The sequence below is a fragment of the Methanococcus voltae PS genome, assembly GCF_024807035.1.
GTDB lineage: Archaea > AGJL01 > Methanococci > Methanococcales > Methanococcaceae > Methanococcus > Methanococcus voltae.
In genome coordinates this window covers 92,931-119,810 of sequence record NZ_JANUCQ010000002.1, presented here as the reverse complement: position 1 = coordinate 119,810, position 26,880 = coordinate 92,931, and the positions used below count along the sequence as shown (strand labels likewise).

The 26,880-nt window shown below is 28.5% G+C and carries 25 protein-coding genes; 15 read left to right on the top strand and 10 right to left on the bottom strand.

The annotated features are described in order from the left end of the window. The first annotated feature begins 22 nt into the window (after positions 1 to 22). Genes M2325_RS03770 through M2325_RS03760 form a run of 3 tightly spaced genes read left to right on the top strand, consistent with a single transcriptional unit; the run spans position 23 to position 4,039 of the window. A complete protein-coding gene (locus M2325_RS03770) occupies positions 23 to 1,699 on the top strand; it encodes a hypothetical protein (protein ID WP_259051303.1) in 1,677 nt (558 codons plus the stop codon). Positions 1,700 to 1,739: 40 nt separating this feature from the next. Next, entirely contained in the window at positions 1,740 to 3,692 is a 1,953-nt protein-coding gene (locus M2325_RS03765) for a hypothetical protein (RefSeq protein ID WP_259051301.1), read from the top strand. Positions 3,693 to 3,694: 2 nt separating this feature from the next. After that, positions 3,695 to 4,039 carry a hypothetical protein gene (locus M2325_RS03760; protein ID WP_209591438.1) on the top strand — a complete coding sequence of 115 codons (345 nt, stop codon included), beginning with the start codon at positions 3,695 to 3,697 and terminating at the stop codon, positions 4,037 to 4,039. A gap of 43 nt (positions 4,040 to 4,082) precedes the next feature. On the opposite strand, the gene M2325_RS03755 is transcribed toward M2325_RS03760, so the two are convergent. Beyond that, positions 4,083 to 5,327, bottom strand: a complete 1,245-nt coding sequence (locus M2325_RS03755) for an aldo/keto reductase (protein ID WP_259051292.1) — start codon at positions 5,325 to 5,327, stop codon at positions 4,083 to 4,085. 414 nt (positions 5,328 to 5,741) lie between these two features. Between M2325_RS03755 and M2325_RS03750 the strand changes: the two genes are divergently transcribed. Both M2325_RS03750 and M2325_RS03745 read left to right on the top strand, forming a co-directional pair. Continuing rightward, a complete protein-coding gene (locus M2325_RS03750; protein ID WP_209591436.1) occupies positions 5,742 to 6,122 on the top strand; it encodes a carboxymuconolactone decarboxylase family protein in 381 nt (126 codons plus the stop codon). 79 nt (positions 6,123 to 6,201) lie between these two features. Beyond that, positions 6,202 to 6,540, top strand: a complete 339-nt coding sequence (locus M2325_RS03745; protein ID WP_209591435.1) for a branched-chain amino acid transport AzlD family protein — start codon at positions 6,202 to 6,204, stop codon at positions 6,538 to 6,540. 137 nt (positions 6,541 to 6,677) lie between these two features. On the opposite strand, the gene M2325_RS03740 is transcribed toward M2325_RS03745, so the two are convergent. Further along, on the bottom strand, positions 6,678 to 7,052 hold the full coding sequence (locus M2325_RS03740) for a 30S ribosomal protein S6e (protein ID WP_209591434.1): 375 nt from the start codon (positions 7,050 to 7,052) through the stop codon (positions 6,678 to 6,680). Positions 7,053 to 7,547: 495 nt separating this feature from the next. Here M2325_RS03740 and M2325_RS03735 point away from each other — a divergent pair, with 495 nt between their 5' ends. The 4 genes from M2325_RS03735 (at position 7,548) to M2325_RS03720 (ending at position 11,952) form a co-directional block, all read left to right on the top strand. Then, positions 7,548 to 8,480 carry an EF-Tu/IF-2/RF-3 family GTPase gene (locus M2325_RS03735; protein ID WP_209591433.1) on the top strand — a complete coding sequence of 311 codons (933 nt, stop codon included), beginning with the start codon at positions 7,548 to 7,550 and terminating at the stop codon, positions 8,478 to 8,480. Positions 8,481 to 8,578: 98 nt separating this feature from the next. Next, positions 8,579 to 9,442: a succinate--CoA ligase subunit alpha gene (gene sucD / locus M2325_RS03730; RefSeq protein ID WP_209591432.1), complete on the top strand. Its 864-nt coding sequence runs from the start codon at positions 8,579 to 8,581 to the stop codon at positions 9,440 to 9,442. A gap of 265 nt (positions 9,443 to 9,707) precedes the next feature. Then, positions 9,708 to 10,313 carry a hypothetical protein gene (locus tag M2325_RS03725; RefSeq protein WP_209591431.1) on the top strand — a complete coding sequence of 202 codons (606 nt, stop codon included), beginning with the start codon at positions 9,708 to 9,710 and terminating at the stop codon, positions 10,311 to 10,313. Between the two features lie 184 nt (positions 10,314 to 10,497). Further along, positions 10,498 to 11,952, top strand: a complete 1,455-nt coding sequence (locus tag M2325_RS03720; RefSeq protein WP_209631910.1) for an MATE family efflux transporter — start codon at positions 10,498 to 10,500, stop codon at positions 11,950 to 11,952. Between the two features lie 114 nt (positions 11,953 to 12,066). Here the strand turns inward: M2325_RS03720 and M2325_RS03715 are convergent, their stop codons facing one another. Continuing rightward, a complete protein-coding gene (locus M2325_RS03715; protein ID WP_374759668.1) occupies positions 12,067 to 12,942 on the bottom strand; it encodes an RlmE family RNA methyltransferase in 876 nt (291 codons plus the stop codon). Positions 12,943 to 13,330: 388 nt separating this feature from the next. Here M2325_RS03715 and M2325_RS03710 point away from each other — a divergent pair, with 388 nt between their 5' ends. From M2325_RS03710 to selD, 4 genes are all read left to right on the top strand, one after another. Further along, positions 13,331 to 13,894 carry an MBL fold metallo-hydrolase gene (locus M2325_RS03710; protein ID WP_259051290.1) on the top strand — a complete coding sequence of 188 codons (564 nt, stop codon included), beginning with the start codon at positions 13,331 to 13,333 and terminating at the stop codon, positions 13,892 to 13,894. 134 nt (positions 13,895 to 14,028) lie between these two features. After that, entirely contained in the window at positions 14,029 to 15,027 is a 999-nt protein-coding gene (rnz, locus tag M2325_RS03705; protein ID WP_209631911.1) for a ribonuclease Z, read from the top strand. Positions 15,028 to 15,102: 75 nt separating this feature from the next. After that, positions 15,103 to 15,687: a pyruvate kinase alpha/beta domain-containing protein gene (locus M2325_RS03700; protein WP_259051288.1), complete on the top strand. Its 585-nt coding sequence runs from the start codon at positions 15,103 to 15,105 to the stop codon at positions 15,685 to 15,687. A gap of 201 nt (positions 15,688 to 15,888) precedes the next feature. Then, positions 15,889 to 16,983 (top strand): selenide, water dikinase SelD, encoded by a 1,095-nt coding sequence (selD, locus tag M2325_RS03695; RefSeq protein WP_209591425.1) that lies wholly within the window; start codon positions 15,889 to 15,891, stop codon positions 16,981 to 16,983. 321 nt (positions 16,984 to 17,304) lie between these two features. Here selD and M2325_RS03690 read toward each other — a convergent pair whose 3' ends face one another. From M2325_RS03690 to taw2, 4 genes are all read right to left on the bottom strand, one after another. After that, entirely contained in the window at positions 17,305 to 17,712 is a 408-nt protein-coding gene (locus M2325_RS03690; protein ID WP_209591424.1) for a hypothetical protein, read from the bottom strand. Positions 17,713 to 17,805: 93 nt separating this feature from the next. Beyond that, positions 17,806 to 18,687, bottom strand: a complete 882-nt coding sequence (locus M2325_RS03685) for an AzlC family ABC transporter permease (RefSeq protein ID WP_259051286.1) — start codon at positions 18,685 to 18,687, stop codon at positions 17,806 to 17,808. 164 nt (positions 18,688 to 18,851) lie between these two features. After that, the gene (locus tag M2325_RS03680) at positions 18,852 to 20,081 is read right to left on the bottom strand and encodes a hypothetical protein (protein ID WP_259051277.1); all 1,230 of its coding nucleotides are present in this window, start codon (positions 20,079 to 20,081) and stop codon (positions 18,852 to 18,854) included. A gap of 134 nt (positions 20,082 to 20,215) precedes the next feature. Further along, positions 20,216 to 21,010 carry a tRNA(Phe) (4-demethylwyosine(37)-C(7)) aminocarboxypropyltransferase Taw2 gene (gene taw2 / locus M2325_RS03675; protein WP_209591422.1) on the bottom strand — a complete coding sequence of 265 codons (795 nt, stop codon included), beginning with the start codon at positions 21,008 to 21,010 and terminating at the stop codon, positions 20,216 to 20,218. Positions 21,011 to 21,225: 215 nt separating this feature from the next. Between taw2 and sepS the strand changes: the two genes are divergently transcribed. Continuing rightward, the gene (gene sepS / locus M2325_RS03670; protein WP_209591421.1) at positions 21,226 to 22,947 is read left to right on the top strand and encodes an O-phosphoserine--tRNA ligase; all 1,722 of its coding nucleotides are present in this window, start codon (positions 21,226 to 21,228) and stop codon (positions 22,945 to 22,947) included. A 102-nt stretch (positions 22,948 to 23,049) separates the two neighbouring features. Here sepS and M2325_RS03665 read toward each other — a convergent pair whose 3' ends face one another. Continuing rightward, positions 23,050 to 23,895, bottom strand: a complete 846-nt coding sequence (locus M2325_RS03665) for a MerR family transcriptional regulator (RefSeq protein WP_259051269.1) — start codon at positions 23,893 to 23,895, stop codon at positions 23,050 to 23,052. A 218-nt stretch (positions 23,896 to 24,113) separates the two neighbouring features. Then, entirely contained in the window at positions 24,114 to 25,124 is a 1,011-nt protein-coding gene (locus tag M2325_RS03660) for a glycine betaine ABC transporter substrate-binding protein (RefSeq protein WP_259051254.1), read from the bottom strand. A gap of 320 nt (positions 25,125 to 25,444) precedes the next feature. Here M2325_RS03660 and M2325_RS03655 point away from each other — a divergent pair, with 320 nt between their 5' ends. Then, positions 25,445 to 25,738, top strand: coding sequence for a putative quinol monooxygenase (locus tag M2325_RS03655; RefSeq protein ID WP_209591417.1), 294 nt, complete (start codon positions 25,445 to 25,447; stop codon positions 25,736 to 25,738). A gap of 108 nt (positions 25,739 to 25,846) precedes the next feature. Here M2325_RS03655 and M2325_RS03650 read toward each other — a convergent pair whose 3' ends face one another. Further along, positions 25,847 to 26,740 (bottom strand): radical SAM protein, encoded by an 894-nt coding sequence (locus M2325_RS03650; protein WP_209591416.1) that lies wholly within the window; start codon positions 26,738 to 26,740, stop codon positions 25,847 to 25,849. Between the last annotated feature and the right edge of the window lie 140 nt (positions 26,741 to 26,880).

Genomic DNA, 26,880 nt, shown 5'->3' with positions numbered 1-26,880 from the left:
AATTTTTAAATGTGGTGAATAGATGTATTTAAAAAATTTGGTGAATCATGCAATTGCTACTAAAACCTTCAACGCGTCAGAATTTTTTAAATTATGTTCGGAACTAGATATTAACTTTAAAACACTTTTTAAAACAAAAAGAGACCTTAAAAAAAATTTTAAGAATATTTTTGAGGAATTTCTAGAGAAAATTAAAAATATGGAAATTATAGCAAGATGCAAGTATTTGTTGGATTTGGATAGTATAACCCCTAAACAGGCTGAAATTCTAAAAAACATGAAAAAAAATTATTTGAGTACCATTTTAGTTGGTAAAGGGGGAGGTAAGGATTTCATGACTTCACTATTATTTAATGACGAACTTATTGACTTGGTATTGTCAGAAGTAAATTATACAAGAGTGGATTTTATAAATATTGCACCTAATGCCGATTTGGCACATAATGTATTTTTTAGGGAGTTTAAACAATGGTTTAACCGTTGTAAGCTTTGGAAAATATTTAAAAAGAGTGATAAATCCCCTATAAAAATCAATAGTACGTCAATTAAGATAGGTGAAATCGTCAAAATTACGAGTGGACATAGCCGTTCCGCTAGCTTTGAAGGTACAAACCCAAAATGTATCGTTATTGATGAGATTTCTGATGAAAATTTCTTAAACGCAGAGAAAATATTTTATCAAGCTAAATCTTCCGTTCAAACGCGATGGGGGAAAGAAGGAAAGGTTGTAATGATTAGCTGGACTCGTTTTCCTACCCCTAATCCATTAGATGACGTGGGTTACAAAATTTACTCTGAAAACCTAGGTATCGGCGAAGTATATAGTTTTAAGGGTGCTACATGGGATGTAAATACTTATCGTAGTAAATCGGATTTTGATGACGATTATACGCGTAATAACAGCCTTGCAAAGAAAATGTATGAATGTGAACCCCCTGAATTAAGTAATTACTTCATTAATGCAGAAAAATTAAAAAATTGCTATATAAATAGCATTAACAAAGATTATGCAACCTCAAGGTTCAAATGCGAACCATTATTTAGTTGGTCTCCAACTTACGACGATAACGATGGTAAAGTTAAATTAAATTTTAAATTATTATCTAATACAAAAAATAACGAATTTTTAAATAGTAATCTACAAAAAAGTATCGATTTGTACGTTCATTTTGATTTATCGATTAAACATGATAGTACGGGGATTGCAATAGCCTATTATGATAAAAATAATAATACGGTGAATTTGGCAAATTTGATTGAATTAAAGCCCACAAATAATCATATAGTGGATTATAATTCATTAGAAGAATTTATAAGTTATCTAAAAAGTAATTTCTCCTTAAAACTAAGTTTTGACCAATTTAATAGTCAAGCTTTTATTCAAAAATTTGGTGGCGAAAGAATATCAAAAAGAATAGACAATTGGAAAATTTTTCAGCAATTGGTTGAAAATAACGAACTTTTAATAAATTGTAAGCCCGAAATTTGGGATAAATTGTATTTACAGATACTACAACACCAAATTAATGAAAATAAGGTAATTTATTACGGTAAGAATAGCCCAGACTTAGCAGATTGCGTTGTTCCTGCAGTATATAATTGTTATTTGAATAATTCAAAAGTTATACCTTCAGATGTTTTAAATGAGCTATTGGAGGACGTTAGGCATTCTAATAATTATGATATCACAATACTATAGATAAAGAGAAATTTTATCATTACACTAAGAGATGGTGGTTATGAGATTAAACGGCATTCAAATTAAAGGTACTAGTAAAACTAGTAATGATACTATTGTTAATAATAATAATAATAATACTAATATTAGTAATAAAAATACTAAAAATACTAAAAATAGTATCAAATCTAAAAATAATGAAAAATACGATAAAGATTCGATAATATTAAATGGAAATCATACTATAGATATATCAAAGGATGTGGCGGTTAACATGGCACTAAAACAACTTTATTCTCAAGTTTTTACAACATATACTGTTACATCAAGTTTTAAATTGTCTGATAAAGAGATATCCAATATATCCAATATAATCGATTCAAAAAAAGACGAGTTAAAAAAAGCTTTATCTGATTACTTACTACGGGGAAAATGTATATTATATAGACTTAATCGTATTGACCCACAAGGAATTGAGTTAAGGATAAATAACGATATAAACCCGTCTAATTACGATAAAAGTGATAAAATTAAGCTTATTAATCAATTTAAATATCTTAATAAGCAGGAAGAATACTTCATAAAATATTCTGCGACAAAAGCACAAGGCAATTGGTGGGACGGTGATTTAAGTGACGTAAATGTGGTTATTGCTCCAAAATACGTTTGGAATCAAGTAGAAGCTGATGAATATTATTCTGATATCTATTTATCTGTTTTTAATAATCCAATTCCAATTCATGATACCATACAAGAGCTTTCTAATCATAAATATTCATTAGGCTGTAGTATTATGCCAAAAATGGCTGAAAAATCAGTAGTGCCCACAATTATAGCAGTTTCTGATGATGTCAACGCTTTGAAGACCGCCAAACTTGGTTTATCTAATTACCAGAATGGAACAAGGATTATTATACCTTGCAGTCCTGAAAAATTCCATTCTGAAACAATTTCGATAGGAAAAGATATACCGGTTGATTTACTAAGTTTAATGCTAGACCACTATGAATCAGGGATTTTTATGGGTTTAGGAACCAGTATTAGTATAATAAAAGCTTCAGGTCAAGAATTAACTACTTCAAGAACCATATATAAAAATTTAATGGGCATTATCCGAGGATATCAAGATGACGTTGAAAGGTGGATTAACGACCAGTTGACCAAAATGGGCTATCCTGATATCTGGATTAAATTTGCAAATCCTGACCCCGAATTCGAATCTGAGATAATAGAAAAAGCCAAAGAAGTAGCCGAGCTTAAAAAATCGGAATCAGAAACGGGTCACGATTATTCTACGCTTGTAGAACGTATATTTCCAAGTAATGAATACGGAGAGATGATGGCATCCTACGAGAAATCAAATTCCAATTATTACACCATTGAAGAAATAGATTCTATATTGAATGATTTAAGAGCAATGGATGAGGGAAAAACTAAAAACGAAGCAGGTAAAAAATCAGAAGATGTTAATTACCCAAATTGTAAAAAAATAGATTTGGAACAAAATTTAAACGATTCTGTTACTAAAAGAGATAAATATTTTGAGTTGGTGGATGAATTTAAACTTATTTCACAAAATCTATCTAAATCATATGGTCAGGATAATTTTGGTCAAATTTTTGATAATTTATTTTTGGAATATTTGATTCCTAAATTAAATTCTTTGAATTTATTTGAAACTTTAGACTATTATACGTTGGAAAAAATCAACAAAACATTTAAAAAAGAAATGGAAATTTATTTAAAAGACTCAAATGGTAAAAAAATTAAAAATATCCAAGAATTGAGCAAAGATACGGAAATAACCATCTTGCAAAATATTATATTTCGGAATATTTTAAGGGCTTATAACATAGCAATGATAAAAAAGTACTGGAAAAAACGAATAATGATAGTTTCAAAAGACGAACACTTTAAATTAAATGGTTTATCCTTTTTACCTTTTGAATATCCTGAATTATTACCGCCTTACGATTTAAATTGTGAATGTGGTATAATATACTTTGGAGATTAAATATGATTGATGAAAATAAAAGATATAAACAATTAAAGCTTGATTGTTTTTCATTTTCATCTAAAAATAATTTTAATCATACTTTTGATAATCAAAAGATACAGGATAAGCAAGATAAACAGGAGTTATCTGATGAAACTGATTTAGAATCAGAATACAACACTGATATTATAAAATTAAATTATATGGTCGATAAAGGAATATTGTTATTGGAAAATAAAGTTAATTCAAAAGATTACAATTTAATATCTAATTCAGTATCTAAATTATTAAAAATAAAGTATGAAATAATAAATTACAAGTCTAAAAATGATGAAAATAATGATTTAGAAGATTTATTTTTATAAACTTTATAAACTTTATAAAATTTTTACAAATTTCCCTAAATTTTCATCTAAAAAGTTTTTCAACGAATTTTTGTAAGCCTGCAACGGTCTTAAATAATTTTACTTTGTACTTAAACCCTGTTTTTTCAAATTCTTTAGAAACTTCGTCGAGTAAATCTGGTATCGGCAATGATTGAGGACATTCTTTTAAACATTTTCCACAATGGATACATTTTGATGCAACCTTAGGTTCTGAAAGAACGCCCCCTAATTGAGCAGTATATTTAAAATCTGCTTCCATTTTAGCACTTTTACTGTCAAATAAGTATTTTGAATTGTAAAGTTCAAAACATCTTGGTATATCGACGCCTACGGGACAAGGCATACAATAATTACAACTCGTACATTTTATTTTCATTCTTTTGTTGAATATCTCTTTCGCTTTTGAAATAATTTCTAATTCGTCTATATTCAAAAAATTAGGATTTGAAATGCTATTGGCTAACCTTATATTCTCTTTTAGCTGTTCTAGTGAGCCCATACCTGATAAAACACAAGTAACATTTGGATTATTCCATACCCATTTAAATGCCCAATCTGAAGGTTTTTGGAAATATTTGTGTTTTTTAGTGTATTCTTCAAAAATTTCAGTTATTTCTTTTGGGACATTATTTGCTAAATTTCCGCCTCTTAGGGGTTCCATTATAAATATACCCATTCCTTTGCGGGCTGCATATAATATTCCTTCCTCACCAGCCTGTAATTCATCGTCAAGATAGTTATATTGTACCATACACATATCCCAGTCATAATAATCCACTATTCTTTTGAATTCATTTAAATTATCATGAAATGAGAATCCAACGTATTTTACTTTCTTTGATTTTTTTATGTCGTCTAAAAATTTTAATATTCCTAAATCTAAAAGCTTATCCCAAACATCTTTAGTTAAACTATGTATAAAGTAATAATCAATACAATCGGTCTGCAACTTGTTTAATTGAGTATTCAGTATTTTGTACATGTCTTCTGACTTTTTTACGTCCCAAGGGGGTAATTTAGTAGATATACTTACTTTATCTCGATATTCTGGATTTTTTGATAAAAAATTCCCTAAAAATATCTCACTTTCTCCAAAGTGGTATGGAAAAGCTGTATCAATAAAATTAACCCCGTTATCTATTGCATAAGTTAACATTTCTTCAGATTTTGCCTTATCAATTCTACCGTTTTTTAATGGAAATCGCATGGCTCCAAAGCCTAAAATTGATAATTCTTCTCCCGTCTTGTTTAATGTTCTAAAATTCAATATACCACCCGTAGATAACCATTGTACATTAAGGTTATGACAATAACTCGTAATTTATTGTATTATAGCATTATCGTATTTGCCGTATCCGAATAATAAAGATGATAACGAAGTTAACAATAGCATATATAAATTATTATAAATTTAATATACTTATATATGTTATTATTTAAGGTATCTAATTAACCTATTTAATTAACAATATATGCCGTATATGTGTTATTTTTGAACTCTATTTTGTATTAAAAATAATTTAAAGCGATATTGTTATATAATTTGTTAAACTACTAACATATTTATCCTATTTACGTTTAATAAATCTAAAAATGTAAATTTTAGAATATGATATTAATGTATAACTTTATAAGAAATAGGGTATAGTATAATAATTTATAATATTAAAAAGGTGATTTAATGGAATTATTAACTGAAAAAGACATGGATAAAATCGAAGAAGTCGTTAAAAAGAGATATGGTAGAGTCCCTTACATAATAGAAAGAATGGCTGAAAATCCAAAACTTTTGGTTTCAAAAGTTAATTATGACGAAGCTGTAGTAGACGATTACAAACATCTTGATGCAAAAACCGTTGAATTAATTTCAATAGCCGTAGTATCTGCTTTAGGTTGTGAACATTGCATAGATTTCCACATTGACGCAGGTAAAAAAATGGGAATAACAGATGAGCAAATCATGACAGCAGTTATGGTTGCAGGTTCACTTGCAAATTCTGCGGTTTTATCAAAAGCTACACGCTCCATGCAAAAGATAAATCAATTTTATGGAAAAGAATAATTTCAATGTAATAAAATAATAAAAAAATATAAAATAAGTTATACAAATAGGACAGCTAGATTTTAAGTAAGGGATATTTATGATAAATACATTTGACGAACCGACTTTAATAATGATAATAATATTTATGGGCTTAGTAACTTATATTCCTAGAGTTTTGCCTATTGTTTTATTAAAAGAGGTTAAATTGAGTCCTTTTTGGAATTCATTTTTTCAGTATATGCCCTACTGTGCATTGAGTGCATTAATATTCCCTAATGTATTATACTCCACAGATAGTATGACTTCAGCAATATTTGGTGCCATTATAGCCATCATACTGGCATATAAGCGTGTAAATGTTATAATTGTTATATTTGGGGCAATATTGGGGGTTTATATTTTCCAAAATTTCCTATCTTCGATATTAAGTTTATAAAATAAATTATATACTTCAATTTTAATTTTTAATTTTAAAAATGAATACTTTTTTAAATATGGTTTAAAATAGCTTAAAAAAAATAAAGTTATAATGTTGTAAAGTTATTTAATTCTATAAAATAATTATAGAATTAATTATTCAGCATCTGCACCGAATACTTCAGATAATGGTTTAGGACCTTCAACAACTTTCATGTTGATTTGAACAACTTCTAATGAGATTGTGTTTCCTCTGATGCTTTTTCTTCTTCTGATTCCATCGTCTTTTGGGTGGTAAGCAGGTCCTTGTCTTAATAATACTTTTTGTTTTGCGTTACCGTGTACATCGTGTCTCATTGCGAAACCACATTTGTCACTACCGCCTGTAATTACTAATTTGAATCCTTCTAACTCTACGATTGAACCGTCGATTTCGTCACCGATTTTTTTACCGATTAAAGCTCTGCTTTCTATTTCTTTTTGGAATGTTTTACCTTCTTTAGGGTCTGCGATAACAACTTTAAATGCCATGTTTTCACTCTCTTAGTTTTATAATTTTATAATTTTAGATATTTTATTTTAGATATTTTATATTAGATATTTTATATTAGATATTTTATTTATTTTTACGTTTTTTATTTACATATGATTTCAATCATATAATTTTAATTTAATTAGTTACTCCTTTTCCGCAATATGTAACTAATTCACCTTGGCCGTTATTCTACATATATGTGTTTCCGATTTTCTCTTGATAACCCGTCTTGATAATATATTGTACTATTATTTTTATACTTTTGCATTTTTGAAGTATATTGTAGTATAACTTAGTATGTGAGTTATTATGTAAGTTAAATATATAATGAAAACTTTATTATACTTAAATTCGTTATTTATACTTAGATACATTAAATTTAAATATTCATTTTTCAAATATTAATACAATCACTAATACAATCACTATTGATACAAGTATTACAATATTATGTTATTAAATTTAGTTTAATACTTTATAAGAGGTAAATTATGAAAAACGTTTCAATTGGTTTATACGGCAATTTCAAAGATGCAGGAAAAGAAATTGGAAAAAAGGGAACTTCAACAGATATAACTCTTTATAACTACAAAAAAGACGACGATTCCGTAGTTTATATTGAGCCTACAAGATATCCTGAAAGAATTCATCCTTTAATTTATACAATAAATATGACCGAATATGCACTTTTATTTATCGATGAATTAACCCCCGATATTGCAGAAACCTTATTGGCACTCGATATGTGCGGAGTTAAAAGAGGATTCATTGTAGCTGGTGAATACATCGATTTAGAGCAGTTAAAAGCAATACTTAGTGTTACTTCAATGAAAGACTTTGAAATAATTGAGAAAGATTACATTGTTATCCGTGAAAAAATGGCGGCATTGCCTGAAGTAAAACCTGAAGGCGAAGAAATTCAAAAAATACCGATAGACCATTTCTTCTCTGTTAAAAGTGTCGGTACTGTGATATTAGGTAAAGTGGATAAAGGAGAAGTAGCTGTTCACGATAATTTAACCATGTACCCAACAACAAAGAAAGCAATGGTTAAAAGTATGCAAGTTCACGACAAAGATGTTAAAGATGCTCCTAAAGGTTCAAGAGTAGGGCTTGCATTGAAAGGTGTTTCTGTAGACGATTTAGACCGTGGTATGATATTATCTAAAGATGAATTAAACGTTTCAGATGAATTAAACGTTTCAATGAAGTGGAACCCATATATGAATAAGGAAGTAAACGCAGGCGAAGGTTACCAAGTTGTAATTGGTTTACAATCAGTAAGTTGTACTGTAGAAGAGAAAAACGGCGATGATTTAAAATTAAAATTGTTAAAACCTGTAGTTTATGAAACAGGCGATAATTTGGTACTTTTAGACGGAAGTGCAAAAGTTAGAATTATGGGCGTTTCAAAAATTCAGTAAATCTAAAAGAATAATATAAAAATAATATAATGTAAGATAAAAGTAAATTAATAAAAATTAAAATAATAAATACTAATCAAAATAATAAGGGTGTGTCTATGATACTTTTAAACGAAGATACCAGAGTCATTGTTCAAGGGATTACTGGAAATCAAGGTAGATTCCATACAAAAAACATGTTAGAAGCAAATACAAATGTCGTTGCAGGTGTAACACCGGGTAAAAAAGGTCAAAATGTTCAGGGCGTACCAGTTTTTGATTCGGTTTTGGAAACTGTTGAAGAATATGACGCTAACGCTTCAGTAATATTTATTCCAGCACCTTTTGCAAAAGATGCAGCTTTTGAAGCTATTGACGCAGGTTTAAAGTTAGTTACAATTATAACAGAGCACATACCTGTCCAAGATGCCATCGATATTGTAAATTATGGTAAAAAATGCGGTGTTGATATCATAGGGCCTAATACCCCAGGTTTAGCATCTCCAAAAGTTGGAAAAATGGGTATCATACCAATGAGTGTTTTAAAAGAAGGTAACATAGGGATGGTTTCGAGAAGTGGAACTTTAACCTACGAGGTTGCAAACCAATTAACTCAAAATGGGCACGGACAGTCAACTTGTGTTGGAATAGGTGGCGACCCAATCATTGGTTTAAGATACATAGAAATATTGGAAAGATTTGAAAAAGACAACGAAACAGACGCAATTGTTATGATAGGGGAAATTGGAGGCTCTGCTGAAGAAGAAACAGCTGAAAAATTAATCCATAAGATGAAAAAACCTGTAATTTCATACATTGCTGGACAATCTGCACCTGAAGGAAAAAGAATGGGTCATGCTGGTGCAATAATTGAAAAAGGAGCTGGAACTGCACAAAGTAAAATGAAAGCACTCGAGGAAGCTGGTGCATTAGTTGCTAAGAAAATTTCAGAAATCCCTACTTTAATAAATGAAGTAATTTAATATTTTTATTAAATATTAATTTATTAAATATTAATTTATTAATACTGATACTCATCATATAATATTTTTATAACTTTATAACTTTATAACTTTATAATTTTTATAACTTTGAATTATGATTCTTAATTTTAATTTAGTTTTAATCTAGTTTTAATCTAGTTTTAATCTTATCTGAAACAATGAATCATATGTTATATTTAAATAATTAAAGGAATCATATACATCTAACGTATACATTACTCGCTAAGATTGTGAGGGGTAATAAATGGACATATTGGCTATTGAAATAATTATCTTGTACTTAATATTTTTAGACATGATAAGAGAAACACATCGACGTTATATATACTATCAAGCTAAACAAGTTTGTAAAAAATTAGATGCACACGGGTTGCATTATGTATTACTTGCTTTTTTTTATAAGTACTTAGATTATAAAATATACGATTTTTATTATGTTTTATCGTGGGGGTTATATCGATTACATTTAAACAACTATATCTTTAAATTAACGCCTAAAAAATTTAGTAATGCAAGTTTAAGTGCAATTTTGGAAGATGTTATCAACTATATTCAACAGAATGAATCTATTAAAGAATACGGGGGAACTTTAAATTTTAAAATTAAAAAAGGAATCCGAGAAACCCATGGAAAATGTATTCTTAGTATTAATCTCGAGAATTCAAACGAAACTGAAAATCTAAAAAATAATTCTAAAATTTGGAATAACGTCATTGATTCGGACAACGAAAATTTTAGTTATACAATATACGAAGAAATTTCCGAAGAAATTAAGAGCGAGCTCGAAAGTAAATTTAAGTATTTCCAAGATAATGTATTGGTAATAGTATGTAACAGAGAAATTTACTAACGTCCATTTTGTTTACTATTTTTGGTTATTTATCTTTTATTCTTTTTTAAAATAAGTATATTAAACTAATCAATTTCAATTTTTCGATATTTATGTAGTTATATATATCATAATTTACGTATATATCATAATAAATTAAAAATTTAAGTTACGTTACATTATTAGATTATAAATAGTGATTCATATGGAGCATAATAAACTAGAAAATGAAAGTATAAATCGATTAATCCTAAGATATGCAATTCCCGCCACCGTAGGTATGTTAGTTAATGGAATTTACACTGTAGTAGACGGTATTTTTGTAGGGAATTACGTAGGTTCTTACGGATTAGCTAGCATATCTTTTGCTTGGCCATTTTTGATATCTATATACGGTATTGGGATTATGTTTGGTTTGGGGGGCTCAACATTAATTTCAATCAATTTAGGTATGAAAAAGAAAGATGAAGCCGAAAAAATTCTCTCAACCACATTTTTATACATGATAATTGTTTCAGCAATCATAATGTTAACAGGAATGCCCATAACGGAATTTTTATTAAAACTTATTGGGGCTGAAGGTATATATTTCGTAGAAGCTTTAAATTATTCCAGTGTATTTATATACGGAGCCATAATAACCTTAAGCGCAGTAGCATTCGATAGTTTAATTAGAAATGACGGATTCCCTAAGAAAGCAATGTATGCAATGGCTACAGGCGCCATATTAAATATTATATTGGATGGTTTATTCATAGCAATCTTAAATTATGGAATAATGGGCGCAGCAATTGCCACATTATTATCTCAATGTGTGGTGTTTATTATATACCTTGAGCATTTCCTTTGTGGTAAGTCAAATTTAAGATTAAAATTGCTTGAAAAATTTGATAAATTTGATAAAAAGAAAAATGACACAATTAATTCCGTAAATGATAATTATAAAAATAAAAAAGAAGAATTAATGGGTTATCTAAAAAATACACATGCCGTTAAAAAAATAATATTTGCAGGTTTTTCAGGATTTTTAGGCGAATTTGCGTTTGCATTATTGGTATTTATCCACAATATGCAATTTTTAGCCTACGGAAGTTCTTTGGACGTTTCGGCATTTACCACAGTTTCTTACGTATCCGGTTTAGCATTTTTCGTAATATTTGGTCTTTCTATAGGTGTTCAACCACTTATAAGTTACAACTACGGTGCTGATAAAATCGAGAGGGTAAGAGAAATTTTCAAAAAAGCCTCTTTAATAAATTTAGGGCTAGGTTTTATGATATTTGCAATAGTGTATAGTTTTACAGAGCCATTGGTACGTTTATTCAATAGTTCGGATATTTTATTCATAAATACGTCAATATTTGGATTAAAAATACATTCTCTGTACTTTATAGTAGTGGGGATTACATTGGTATGTATAACTTACTTCCAATCGGTTTATAAGTATAAAACATCTGTATTATTAATGTTATCTCGTTCTACAATATTTTTAATACCTTTAATCTTCATATTACCGCAATACTATGGCATAACAGGAATTTGGTATGCTATGCCTATTGCAGAGTACATTGCTTTGATTGTTTCATTGATACTCGTTAAACATCATCTTTTTGATTGTAAGAAGTTTGATAAATCGGAAATTAAACACGTAGACGAATAATACATAAAATATTATGGAAAGTGGCATATTATAAAATCAAAGAATATATTGAATAAAATTAAAAATAGAAATATTTTTTAATTTATTTTTTTAGTTTATTTTTTCAGTATAATATTATTTATTTTTCCTCATCTCACGGATGTGTTTTATTAATAATTCAGGATTTTTTTCATCTTTTTTAATTATTAAATTTTCTTTTTCGTCATTCTGATTATTTTCGGTAGTTAAGGCTGTTTCCACAGTGGTAGTACCTTTTAAACTAGTTATTTTAATTTTTCTTTCTTTTTTGATTTCTGTAATCTTTTCGCCTGATTCTTGGAGGCTATTTTTTAGTAATTTAGCAAGAGGATGCTCTGATTCTAAATCAAATAATTTTCCGTTAAATCTTCTACCGATAACATAAACTTCAGCACTTTCGCCCCTGGAAGCTTTTGGTTTTGTGGTGATAACTTTATCAAAGTATGTACTAACTAAATCAGTATATTTATTGAATAAATCACCTTGGAATACTTTAACTACAAAGTTTCCACCTTTTTTTAATACCCTAGTGGACGTCATAAGTGCCATTGTGGTTAATATCAATGAGCAGGTGTGGTCAACATCCCAAACCCCACTAACGTTTGGTGAAGCATCGCAAATTATTACGTCAGGATTTCTTGGTAAATGAGATATTGCTTCCTTAAGTATCTCTTCTTTGGTCATATCGCCCCTAATAGCGATTACGTTGTCGTAATTAAGAGGTTTAACTTTTTGAAGGTCGATACCTACGACAAAGCCATCTTCACCTACTATTTCACGAGCTGATTGTAGCCAACCGCCAGGTGCACAACCTAAATCAATCACTACGTTGTCTTCCTTAATAAAATTAAATTTTTCATTCAGTTGGAATAATTTGTAGGTGGCTCTTGACCTATATTGATTTTTTTTAGCCAAATTGTAGTAGAAATCTCTTTTTCTTTGAAGTACCCATCTTTTATCCTTTTTTCCCATAATTACACCTTTATCTTTAATTTTTATAGTTAAATCTTATTTTTAATTTTTATTATTAATTTTTATAGAGTTTGGAGCATATCTTAATACTTCATAGAAATATATCGGGAATACTCTTCACCATCTTTTAAAATATAATTTAAAGTATGTTAATTAAAACAGTAACGCATATTAAATTATAAATAAATATTAAATCAACAAAATTGTATGCTTTAATCGTACATTAACCATTAGCTGTTATTATATATAAATATAAATAAAAAATATATAATAAACTATACTAAACTAGGTTAAATTAAATTAAATTAAATATTAAACTATATTAGGTTAAATATTAAATTATATAAGTTATAGTGTTTAATTAAATTTCATAGTTATTTGGTGAAACATGATTAAATTAATTTATACTGGCGATATAACTTATTCTTCTGGTTTAAAACCACTTTCTGCGTCTTCCTCTGTAACATATATAGAAGAAATGACAACAACTGAAAAAAACATTAGGATAGTTATCGATACATCTACAAAAGATAAAAAAGAGTTTTTAATAAATAAATTTAACAATTTGGGCGTAAAACTTGAAAATATTGATTATATAATCAATACTCATCATCATCATGACCATGTTGAAAATAACGACTTATTTGAAAATGCGAAAATTATAAACTACAGTAATTACAAAGATTTTGAAGAGAAGCTCTTAAAATATGGAATAAAGATTATTGAAGTTTTAGGGCATACAATGGATAGTATCGCAGTGATATATGGTGATTATATAATTTCTGGTGACGCCATACCTGTAAAGAACAATATTTTCAAAAATTTACCTCCCAAGGTACATATCAATAAAGAATTAGCGACAGAATCCTTAAATAAAATTAAAAATTTACGTAAGAATATCATAACTGGACACGATGGTTTATTGAATATTGAAGATTACGTTGATTATTAAATAAAAAAATAATAGCTAATAACTACTAATAAAATAAATAAAATAAATAATATAAATAATATAAATAAAATAAAGAAAATAAACTAAATTAAAACAATATACTACGATATAATCGTATTAATTGATGGGATATAATGATATTGACCTTTTTAGGAACTAGTGCTTCAGTACCGACCAAAGAAAGAGCACATACTGGATTAGCTTTAAGATACAATGGTGAATATTTCTTATTTGATTGTGGAGAAAATATCCAACGTCAAATGATGAATACGAATGTATCGCCTATGAAAATAAATAATATATTCATATCTCACTTACATGGGGACCATGTTTTAGGATTAGGCGGTTTATTGCAATCAATGGCGTTATCGAACAGAAAAAAAACATTGAAAATATATGGACCTCCAAAAACGGCAGAAATGATTGAATACATTTTAAAAATAGGTTATCATTCAATTAGTTATGAAATAGAAGTTATCGAATTGGAATTAAAGCCAAATAAGATAATTTCAACCAGTAAGTCAGGTAATGGCTATGAAATATATTGTTATCCTACTAATCATTCGGTACCTTCACTTGCATATGTATTTAAGGAATTAAAAGCTCCCAAAATGGATATGAATAAAGTTAGAGAACTTGGAATTGAAATAGGTTCTAAATTAAAAGATTTAAAAGATGGAAATAGTGTAGAAATAGAAGTTTTTGAAAACGGACAAATCATTACAAAAACCATAGTGCCTGAAGACGTGCTAGTATCAAATACAGAGGGCGTATCTTTTGCGTATTCTGGAGATACAAGACCAGTTTATAATTTTGCAAAATTTTTAAATGATTTAAATTGTAAAGTTTTAGTCCATGAAGCAACTTTTGATAGTTCACTTTTAGAAAATGCGTTAGAAACCATGCACTCTACTTTTGAGGAGGCTTTGAAGATTTCAGAAATTTCAGGAGTTAAACAGTTGATTATAACCCATATATCGGCTCGTTATAGGTCAGTTAAGGCATATGAAACCGAAATTAATACTTATTTGGAAAAATCTACTTTGCACGGCAAAAGCATTAAAATAGAAATTGCAAGAGATTTTATGGAATATGACTTAAAAAAATTGAAAGTTTTAAATTCTGATAAATAATTATAAATTAATATAAAATAATATAGCATATTATAACTTATTATAACTTATTTAAAAAATAGAGGTGTTTGTTAAATGTATTTTGAACAACCCGGTGTAGAAAACACGGAAGAAACTTTAAAATGTACAATAGATAGATTGAAAGAAGATGAGTCCCTTAATGACGTTGTATTGGCATCTACAACAGGTACGACAGCTTTGAAGTTAATAGATATGATAAATAACTCAGGAATTAATAGAAAAATAAATGTAGTTGCAGTAACATATCACCAGGGATTTTCTGATGAAGATGTTAACCCAATGACTGAAGAAACAGAAAACGAGTTAAAAAGTAATGGTGCAAAAGTAGTAAGGGCTACGCACGCTTTGAGTGGTGTTGAAAGGGGCATTTCCAAAAAATTTGGTGGATATGGCCCTGTGGAGATAATAGCAGAAACTTTAAGGACTTTTGGACAAGGTTTGAAAGTAGCATACGAAGTAACGGTTATGGCTGCTGATTCTGGTTACATATCAACTAAAAAGGATATAATTGCATTGGGTGGCTCAAGCAAGGGTTCAGACTGTGCAATAATTATAAAACCTGCAAATATGAATAACTTTTTTGAAATTTCGTTAAAAGAAATAATTTGTAAGCCCAAAAATAAAAAGAAAACTATATAATTAATTTATAATATATTAGAATACCTAGTAGGTATTAGTATTATAAATATTTCTTTAATTACTAATATTTTGGATAAATACGATTATATAGTAAATTTTACAATATATTAATTAGAATCTTTTATAATTGTATTAGATTATATTTAAACTACATATATTTATTTTAAAATTATATTTATTAATTATCGAGGGTATGATACAATGAGCTTTAAAGACGTTAAGTTAACAGAAATGGTAGAATTACACGGTTGAGCTTGTAAATTACCAAATACTGAGCTTGAAGTACTTGTTAAAGGTATAGTAGATGAAAAAGATATTAAGAATGCTAAAGTAGGTTTAGGTGACGATTCTTCCGTTATAATCAGAAACGGAATGGCAATTGCCAAAACAGTTGACGTATTTACGCCTATTGTAGATGACCCTTATACGCAGGGAAAAATAGCAGCTTGTAACTCCACGAGCGACATTTACGCAATGGGGCTACTAGACGTAATTGGGGTACTAGTAATAATGGGAATACCTATGAATCTCCCGATTGAAGCCGCAAGGGAAATGTTAAGAGGTTTCCAAGACTTTTGCAGAGACAATGAAACATCTATTATAGGCGGTCACACTATATTGAACCCTGTACCCATAATTGGCGGTTCTGTAACTGGCATAGGTAAAGAAGAAGACGTTTTGATGAAATCTGGTGCAAAACCCAATAGTACTCTTATCTTAACAAAACCTCTTGGAAATCAAACTGCTATGGCGTTATCTCGTGTTACTGACGAATATTTGGATATGTTAGACTTGGATAAATCCGAAATTACTAGAATTGTTGATTTTGCGGTTGAATTAATGACTTTATCCAACAGAAAGGCACTTTTAGTCTTAAGAGAACTTGAGGATGAATTGGGTATAAAAATAGCTAATTCAATGACTGATGTAACCGGTTTTGGCATATTAGGACATTCTCAAGAAATGGCGGAGCAAAGTGGCGTAAATATTATAATCGACGCATTACCTATCATTAAAGGTACTGACGAATTGGCATCTATGTTTGGACACGCTTTAATGACTGGTAAGGGTGCTGAAACAGCCGGCGGGTTGTTAATTTCAGTAGATTCAAAATATGCAGACGATTTAATTAAAAAACTCCACGATAACGATTCATACGCTTTTAAAGTAGGTAAAGTTGTCGAAATAGGAATTAGTGACGAAAATAGCAATACTGATAATAAAACAAATCAATCAAATGACATAAAACAAGGAAAAGCTCAACTATCCGATGATTTTAATGTAATCAACGTTTAATCGCACATACAACCATTATTTATCCTAACCTTTTGGAGGATTTTTAACTGGTTGTAATACTGATTTTAAATAATATTTTAAATAATATTTTTAGGAGTCTAACTTTTTTAACAATGTATTAAATCTACTAAATTTATTAACTCCATATTATATGTTAAAATTATTAAAAATTATTAAAAAATAATATTTTGGGGGAATTACAACTATTCTAAGTAATGACTAATTTAATACAAGGGGATTTATTGTCCTTACATAATCTATAGATTATTATAGATTATTATAAATTATTATAGATTATTATAGATTATTATAGATTATTACCTATTTTTTAAAGAAATCACTATAATTTTTTGAGACTATAATTTTTTCATCGTTTTTATTTTTAAGATTAATTTCAAATTTAAGCGTTTTGGGGTATGCAATTCCGTTACTTTCAATGTGATTTCTTACATCTTCAATAACTACATTTAATTCGTCGGTTATTGATTCATTTGTATTTTTATTAGTACTGTATGCAATATATAACTCTTCTTTATCGTTATTATAGCTTACAACAGATACTTGAACGTCTGAATTTATCCTTGCTTCTAAATATTTTAAATTTAACTGTTTACCACTCTTTTGAGGTATATTGACGTCATCGTCACCGCCGATACATCCTGAAAACGATACTGTAACACAAAGATAAAATAATATTATGGGGATAGTAACAAGTTTTTTAAAATTCACATACTCACCTCACTAATATATTGTCATTTGGAGTATATAACCTTTACATATAATCATAATACCATCAATAATACTATCCCATTTTATAAAAGACTATTTATCTTTTTTTGGAAAGGCATATGCGCTAATTAGTGCAGATATCAACGTAGAAAAGATAATTATCCAACCAACCGATAGATAATTCGATAAAATCATCGAATTTACCAAATTAATTGAAGAACCAACTATTAAAGCGACTATAACTATTTTTAATACTTTTCGAGAGTCTTTAATTGCGGGAATTAATAAACCAATGAACATCGCATATAATGCAATACCCAAACAAGATTGGACGGAGGAAGGCAACCCTTCTGCCACGTAAACCCCTAAAAATGTTCCGAAAACCCATGCCATAAATCCAATTAGATTTAAAGATAATACGTATTCAGGACATAGCTTTTTAGGGACTATATTACCCAAATCATCTGTATGGTTATTATTTCTGTTATTTTTAGTGTTTTTTAATGAAGCGACTACGAAAGATTCGTCAGTTATACCAAAAGATAGTGCACTTAAAAACTTTCTAGATTTGTGTCGATAATCCATCTGTTGAGATAATGATGAGGATAGCAATAAATGCCTTAAATTTAATATAAAAGTCGTGATTATTATTTCAAAAGATGAAGAACCCAAAGCAATTAGATTTACCCCTATAAATTGACTTGCACCTGCAAATACAATAACGGACATTAATATACATATATAGTCTGGAATACCTATAGATTTCGCCAATATTCCAAAAGCAACTGCTATGGGTATGTAACCAATGGATATTGGTATTGCATCTTCAAATCCTTCAAAATAGCTATGGTATTTACTATATTTTTCATCATTTTTATATTTTTTAAAATATAAATATTTCTTATATCCTTTATAAGTCTTACTTTTACTTTTGTTTCCATCCATATTTTCATTATTTGTAGTTTTATTTCGCATAGAATCCCTATTATCCCTTAATTACTAATTAGTTAATTAGATTATTTAAAAATAATTTAAATAAATTATTCTAAGTTATTTAATCAATTTATTTTTATTATCTTAGTATGGTAGTATAATATTATAGTATTATCTTATTATTTTAATTTATTTGGTTACTAAATTTATTTCAAATATTTCAATATTTCTTCCGAACCTTCGGTAGGCTCCACAACTCCCCCGTACACTTTTTCAACGATTTCGTCGATTTTTTCAAATTTGTAGGTCTCATTGTTTTTACAGGCTTGAATAACCATCGGACATTCCAGGAAATCTGCACTATTAATTAGTGTATTTTTTTTAATAGGGAACAAACTCAGAAAATTCACTATATTTACGTTGTTTATCTTATCGAAATCCGTCATAAAATGATTAAATATTAAATTTTTGTACCCTTCTCTTTTACAATGGTCTAAAAGTGTAAATAAATATCTATTACATAATTTTATGCAAGGATTATCATTTATAGCGCTAATTATTTCCTCAGATTCTATTTTTTCCATTTGTATGTAATTATGATTTAAATTTTTATTATTTGATAAGTTATAGGTCTCAATATACTCATTAATTTTACTTTTACTCTTATGTGGTAATATTACAGTATTTCCAGTATCTATGGTAGCACAATCGATATTAAAATACTTTGAAACGCTATTTAGACCTGCTAAATCGTATTCGCATTGAATTATGTATAAAGATTTATCCGAAAATTTACTTTCAAATTTTGAAAAATCCAAACCTCTTTTTTCCAAAAATATAATAGATTCTTTAGTTTTTTTATGTAATTTTTCTATATCGGATATATCTTCAACTCTAATTATTAAATTTTTAAATAATTCGTAATTTAAAGTATTTTTAGCCCTATTTTTACTTTTACCCTTACTAATAATTTTAGATTCCATATTTCTAATTTTTATTTCGTCTAATTTCCTTAATTTTCTAGAATTATTTATTTTTTTAATAATAATTTCTTTATTGTAGTTTTTTCTAAATTTATCAATATTTTTATTATCATTTATTGAATAATTGTACGTATCAATTAGATAATTAAGTAATTCATTACTATTAACTATTTTTTCCCTTAACTTGCCGATTACCCAACCACCAGGTCCAATAATCCCCGATTTATCGGTTCTAGTAGATGTGTACAAATATAAAATAATTTTCCCATTATTGTTTACATTATCCACTTTTTTAAATTCGTAGTCCAATATGCTAAAATTTAATATTTCAAGACCAATTTCGTCCCTGATTTGAAATATATTTTTTGTTAAAAATGAGATAAAATTTTCCTTGTAATCTTCTCTTTTAGCACATTTTGAATCGCATTCGTGGTAAGCTCTTTCGTATTCCACAAATTCACCCTTATTGTCTATATATATTGATATTTTAATTAGCTAGTTTATTAATTAGCTAGTTTATTTAATTTTTTGTTGCTTGCTTTTGGTTGTTTTACTTGCAATCAAGTTATTTAATCAATTTATTTAACTTAAACTATATCAATTTTTTTGAATTTTGCATCGACGACAATATGCCAAACTCCAGGCGAGTATTTTTTTATGCGCACAATTTCGTATTTTTGAAGTTCAAACCCGTAAATGCTTCCAATAGATTTCAGCTGTTCAATAGGGCGACTTTCTATAAGTTTTTCTGGTACTGTGTCGTGATAGTGTATAGTTCCATTATTCCCTAATAATTGGAATGCTTTTTCCAAAAATTCATTTGTTTTAACAACATAGCCCATTAAAATCCTGTCTGCTTTTATATTATTGTTATTGTTATTTTTATGAAAATGAAAATTTCGATTATCGAGGTTAATAGGTACGACAATATCTTCAACTTTGTTTAATTTGACATTTTTGCACAAATAATGATATGAATTAGGATTTAACTCCAAAGCATAAATTTTTTTGGGTTTTGAATATTTTGCAAGTGGTATTGTAAAGTAACCAATACCTGCGAACATATCAACGATTATTTCATCGCTATTTGATTTATTTGCAATCCTTTTTCTTTCTTCGAGATTTCCCATACTCCACATAATTTTTGAAGCATCAATACTAAATAAACAGCCGTGTTCTTTGTTTATCGTCTCTGTTTCGGTGCCATATAATATTTTGGTTGTAGGAACTCTCAAATCACCGGTTATATGCGTTTCATATTTTAAAATTGTTTTACAATTAGTTCTTTTTACTAGTTCTTTTATTTCTGATTCGTTTAAATCATTTTTTACAATTAATATGTCTCCTATTTTTTGATATTTTAATTTTTTAATGTCAGTCATAATTTTAGCTTCCGATTAATATATACTAGTTAATATTTACACTATTTTATCTATAAACTTTAATATACATTATTGTATAATAAATTATTTGATTAATTATTTGATTAATTAACTTTAAATACTAATTTTCAGTACTATTTATAATATAATAATGGTATCGTACTATCAATTATGCGGTAATACTAATCAGAATTTAAAGAAAAGGATTGATTATAATGGCTAATGAAAGAAATAATAAAAATAATAAAAATAATAAAAATGCCCCTAGTAATGGGCGATTTGATAAAGCAGAAGTTTTAAAAATGGCAGAGCAAGACTTTGAGAAAGCTTGGAAAGAAACAAAAGACTTGATAAAGCCTAAAAGGATTTCAAATAGATATCCTAGGTTAAAACCAACTTATGGAAAAACTCACCCTATTAACGATACTATAGAGAGTTTAAGACAGGCTTATTTAAGAATGGGTTTTGAAGAGTATATGAACCCAGTAATTGTTGATGAAAAAGATATTTACAAACAGTTCGGACCTGAAGCAATGGCTGTTTTAGATAGATGCTTTTATCTAGCGGGTTTACCACGACCTGACGTAGGTTTAAGTGACGAAAAAATAAAAGCCATCAAAAACTTAGGCATAGACCTTGATAAAGCGGTTAAAACTGCAGATACTAAAAGTACTAAAAATAAAACGTTAACTGGTAAGGAAGCATTACAAAATATATTGCACGGATATAAAAAAGGAACACTTGATGGGGATGATTTAGTTCTCGAAATATCAAGCGCACTCGAAATATCAAGCGAAATGGGTTTAAAAATCTTGGATGACGTTTTCCCAGAGTTTAAAGAACTTAAAGCGGTAGCTTCAAGTTTAACTTTGAGAAGTCACATGACATCAGGATGGTTTTTAACAGTATCTGATTTAGTTAAAAAAAGAAATACACCTTTTAAATTGTTTTCTATCGATAGATGCTTTAGGAGAGAGCAGAAAGAAGATAAAAGTCACCTTATGACTTACCATTCCGCTTCATGTGCAATTGTTGGTGAAGATATAGATATTAATGACGGTAAATTAATTGCAGAAAGTCTTTTATCACAATTTGGATTTACAAACTTCAAATTCATACCCGATGATAAAAAATCAAAATACTATACTCCAGAAACCCAGACAGAGGTTTATGCTTACCACGAAGAGCTAGGAGAATGGATAGAAGTTGCGACATTTGGTATTTATTCACCTATTGCATTAAGTAAATATGGAATAGACGTTCCAGTAATGAACCTTGGTTTAGGTGTCGAAAGGCTCGCAATGATTAAAGGTAAATTTACAGATGTTAGGGAAATGGTTTACCCTCAATTCTACGAGTATAAATTAAGCGATAGAGATATGGCTACAATGGTAAATATCGATAAAATGCCAGTTATTGATGAAATATATAATTTATCTAAAGAATTGGCAAACACTTGCATCGAAAATAAAGACGAAATTTCACCTTGTGAATTTAACATTAAAAAGGAAATTACATTCGGCGAAATATCCAAAAATATAAACATAAAAGTGTTTGAAAAAGAAGAAGGGAAAAAATTATTGGGTCCTTCAATTTTAAACGAAATTTATGTTTACGATGGAAATATTATCGGAATTCCTGAAAGTTTTGAAGGAGTTAAGGAAGAATTTAAGGAATTTTTACAAAATGGTAAAGATAAAGGAATTGCTACAAACATTACATACATTGAAGCAATTAGCTTAAAAATAGCCTCAAAGATTGAAGAAGCGCTTATAAGCAATACAAAAGAGTTTAACGTTAAAATACCAATCGTTAGAAGCTTAAGCGACATCAATTTAAAAGTTGACGACTTAGCAATGAAGCAAATAATGAGTAATTCGAAAGTAGTGGATGTTAGGGGTCCAGTATTTTTAAATGTAAATGTTAAAATCGAGTAATTACATTACTTAAAAAAGAATTATTATTTAAAAATTAAAAATAATTTTTTTATATTTTAGTTTATTTTAAATTATTTTTTATATGCTATTATCTATTTAAATTTAATTTTCTCTAATAAATGGGTATTGAATTTCTGTTTCAAGATTTTCTGGTAATGTATCCATCGGATTATTAAGGTATATTTCCCTATCCGGTATTACAAGTTTCAAATCGTTTTTTTCAGCATATTCAAAAATTTTCGCATAGCTAGAACTAAATGACGAGTTTTCATATGGTCCTTTATGTATAAGTGAAATAACTTCAACTTTAGGGAGTTGTTTTAACTCCATTTCTTCGTCACTTATCTCGATTTTTCCAGATACGGGAATCGCCATTTCAATGTTTGCACCTTCTTCCATATATTCTCCGTCATAACACAACATCATCGGCGGACCCATTATTTTAATATCATTTTTACGGTTTTCGGCGCTATATATTGTGTGCATTAGCTCTGCAATTAATTTTTGGCAAACGGTGCCATAACTACCAATTTCTCTTTTGGAAATTACCCGCATTTGTGGAATGGTTTTAATCACTGGTTCGCTAGTCATTTTAACAACCTCCAATATTGAGTCTGAATTTAAAAGCATACGTTTAATACTTTCTAATTTAGTTATTTCTTCAGTAACTTCGTTACATCTTTCTTTTAATTTTGCTTTCACGTAACCCATATTTCCTTGCGCTTCTGCTTCGAGTATATTTTTAACGTCTTCCACATTAAAGCCAACTTTTACAAGAGAGTTGATTTTAATCCCCTTTTTAAAATCGTCAACTGTATAGTACCGGTAATTAGTAACGATGTTTTTTTCAGGTACTAAAAGACCTTTTTCATCATAATATCGAAGTGCTCGCTTAGTTAAATTTGTCATACGTGAGAATTGCCCTATTGATATTTTGAGTCGACTCATAGTAATACCTACGTTACTGTTTTATATATAAAATTTGAAAGTTACATATGTGAAGGTTTGGGTAAGACCACAATTATTCAGAAAATAAATTAGAAATAATAACAAAATAAAAATGAAAAATAAACTAAAAATAAAATAATACTATAAAAATAATAAAATAAATGTAGGAATAAATAATTTGATATATTTTTAATCAATTATTTTATTTCTAAACTTATTTATTTTAATAATTCTCTCCATTCATCAACCTTATATTGATTAGAATCAATCCATTTTGATGCAATTTCTTTAGCGGACTTACCTTCATAAACATATTGAACAGCCCAGCTGTTGGCATCTTCTTTTGAAACCTGGAACTCTTTTAAGAATCTGTATGCTTCATAATCCCAAACATACATTTCAGGTCTTGAAACAGTTGTTATTTTATCGAATTTACCTGCGTAAACGTGTTTACTATCTGCTAATTTTTCAACAGGGTATTTTTCAAATAAAGCTGAAGGTTCCCAAGCTACGAAAACTAAATCTTTATTTTCTGCGTTAGCTTCGTCCAACATTTTGTATAATTCCTTAGGAGTTACGTATTTTATAGTGTAATTTGATAATCCGTATTCTGATACTGCAGATTTGGTATGTTTTGCTAATCCGGTGCCTTCTTCAAGACATATTATGGTGCTATTGAATAATTCAGAGTGATTTTTCAAAGATTCAATGGATGTTACGCCTTCATCGTATGCAGATTTGGTAACTGCGACACCATTCCAGGAGTCTTCCACATTTTCTTTTAATCTACTTAAATTACTGCTGTATTTACTTACAAATGAACTGTCTGTTGTAGGGAATGACCCTGAAAGCATAATATCTGCTTTTCCGGAGTATACTGCCTTATACATTTCGTCAGTTGATTTTTGGGAAACGGTTACTTTATAGCCTTTACTTTCCAATATTTGCTTTACAACTTCCCTTTTGACTACTTCAACAGGTAAATTGGTTGTTACTATACTCATAGTTCTATTTTTTAATAAATTCGTATTTTCAACATCGGTAATTTTTGTACCGTTTTTACTTTCATTTAAGTTTATATTTAAATTATCCGTATTGTTTAAACCTATACTATCGTTTAACGTCGTATTTGAATCCCCAGTAGTGGTGGAATCTGATTTGGTCGTACAACCTGCAAATACCACAAATAAACTTAGTAAGGTAATTAGTAAAATTTTACCGTATTTCAAACTAATCCCTCGCGTAAATGCTTTTTAGCGTTTATTATGTAAATTTTAATAATAATTTTAATAATAATTTTAATAATAATTTTGTAAATCAATAGTTTAGTCAATTATCTATTAATTTATGGATAATATAATAGTTATTATAATATTTATATATGTATTTAACGATTTTGTATGGTTTTAAATCCGTAATTTAAATTTCAATAAATATACATAAAAAGAATGAATTTTATAAATTAATTTGAAATATGTAATATATTAAATATATGGATATTATAATTTAGCTATTAGAATTTTAAATTTACTAGTTTTTGGGTGAGCAAGTGATAAATCCTGTAAAAATCATAGCAAAACATTATATTAAAAAAGAAAATTTGGACGATTATATTGATGGTTGTGTGGAAGCAAGAAAGAAAGCTGAAAAAGGCGACGGTTATATATCTGTAAGGTATTTTCAAGACGTGATGGATGAACATATAATAGTAATGAGCGCAGAATGGGAAAATATGGATAAATTAGAAAAATATGTAGCTTCAAAAGAGTATAGAGAAATTTCTGATTCATTATCAAAATATTATTCGAAAAAAGCAGAAGTAAATTTCTACAGGGAAATTTAAAATAAAAATTTAAAAAATAAAGTAAACTAAAGTAAAATAAAGTAAAATAAAGTAAAATAAAGTAAAATATAAAACTAATATAAGATTTAAAATTATATAAATCACATATTAATGTGAAAAATGCTTTAAATCATATATATCTAAATTTTTTCCTTTTGTTTGTTCCATATGTTTCTTTTCGCCCAATAATCCTGCAGCATCTGCTCTACACTGTTGGCAAGCTCTGAATTGTGTCATAAATTCTTCAGCACTATCTCTAACTCCGCTAATTTCTCCACAATCTGGTCTTCTTAAGTTTTCCATTTTGTACATTGGTATAAGTGGAATGATGTTCTGAACAAATGCGTAATCAGCGTATGTTTTCGCAATGTCTACAATGTGGTTCATATTTATTTCAGGCACTAAAACAGTATTTATTTTAACTGCTAAATCGTAATCGTACGCCTTTTTAACTCCTTCGAGTTGGTTTTCGATTAAAACTTTTGCTCCTTCTTCTCCTTTTAAAACCTTACCTTCGTAGTATATCCAGTCACACATTTGAGCTTGTATTTTAGGGTCTACGGCATTTACTGTAACTGTAACTGTCTTAACTCCTAGGTCTGCAAGTTTTTTTGCGTATTTTGGAAGTAATAAACCGTTTGTAGATAAACATCTTACCATTTCAGGAAATTTATCTTGTAATATTTCGAGAGTTTCAAAGGTTTCTTTGTTGAATAAACTGTCTCCAGGTCCTGCAATGCCAATAACCTTAATGTTAGGCATTTTTTTGAACAAATCTGATAAGTAGTCTTCCACTTCGGCAGGTTTCATAATGTGGTGAGCCACCCCTGGTCTTTCTTCGCAGAGTGATTCGGCACCTAAGCATCTTTTACAGTATCTACACGCAATATTACATTTTGGGGCCACTGGTAAGTGCACCCTACCAATTTTATCGTGCAATTTTTCGTTATAACAAGGATGTACTTTCGTTATATGAGCAAATTTTGACATTTTTTGATTCATTAAAACACCTAAATACCAATTTATTATTTTGTGAAATTTTTAATTGCAATTAATTCTTACTTTAATTTTAAAGTATATATATCATATGGGTTTAAATTGAATAGGACATTTAGAACAGTTATATTTATTTTATATTTACA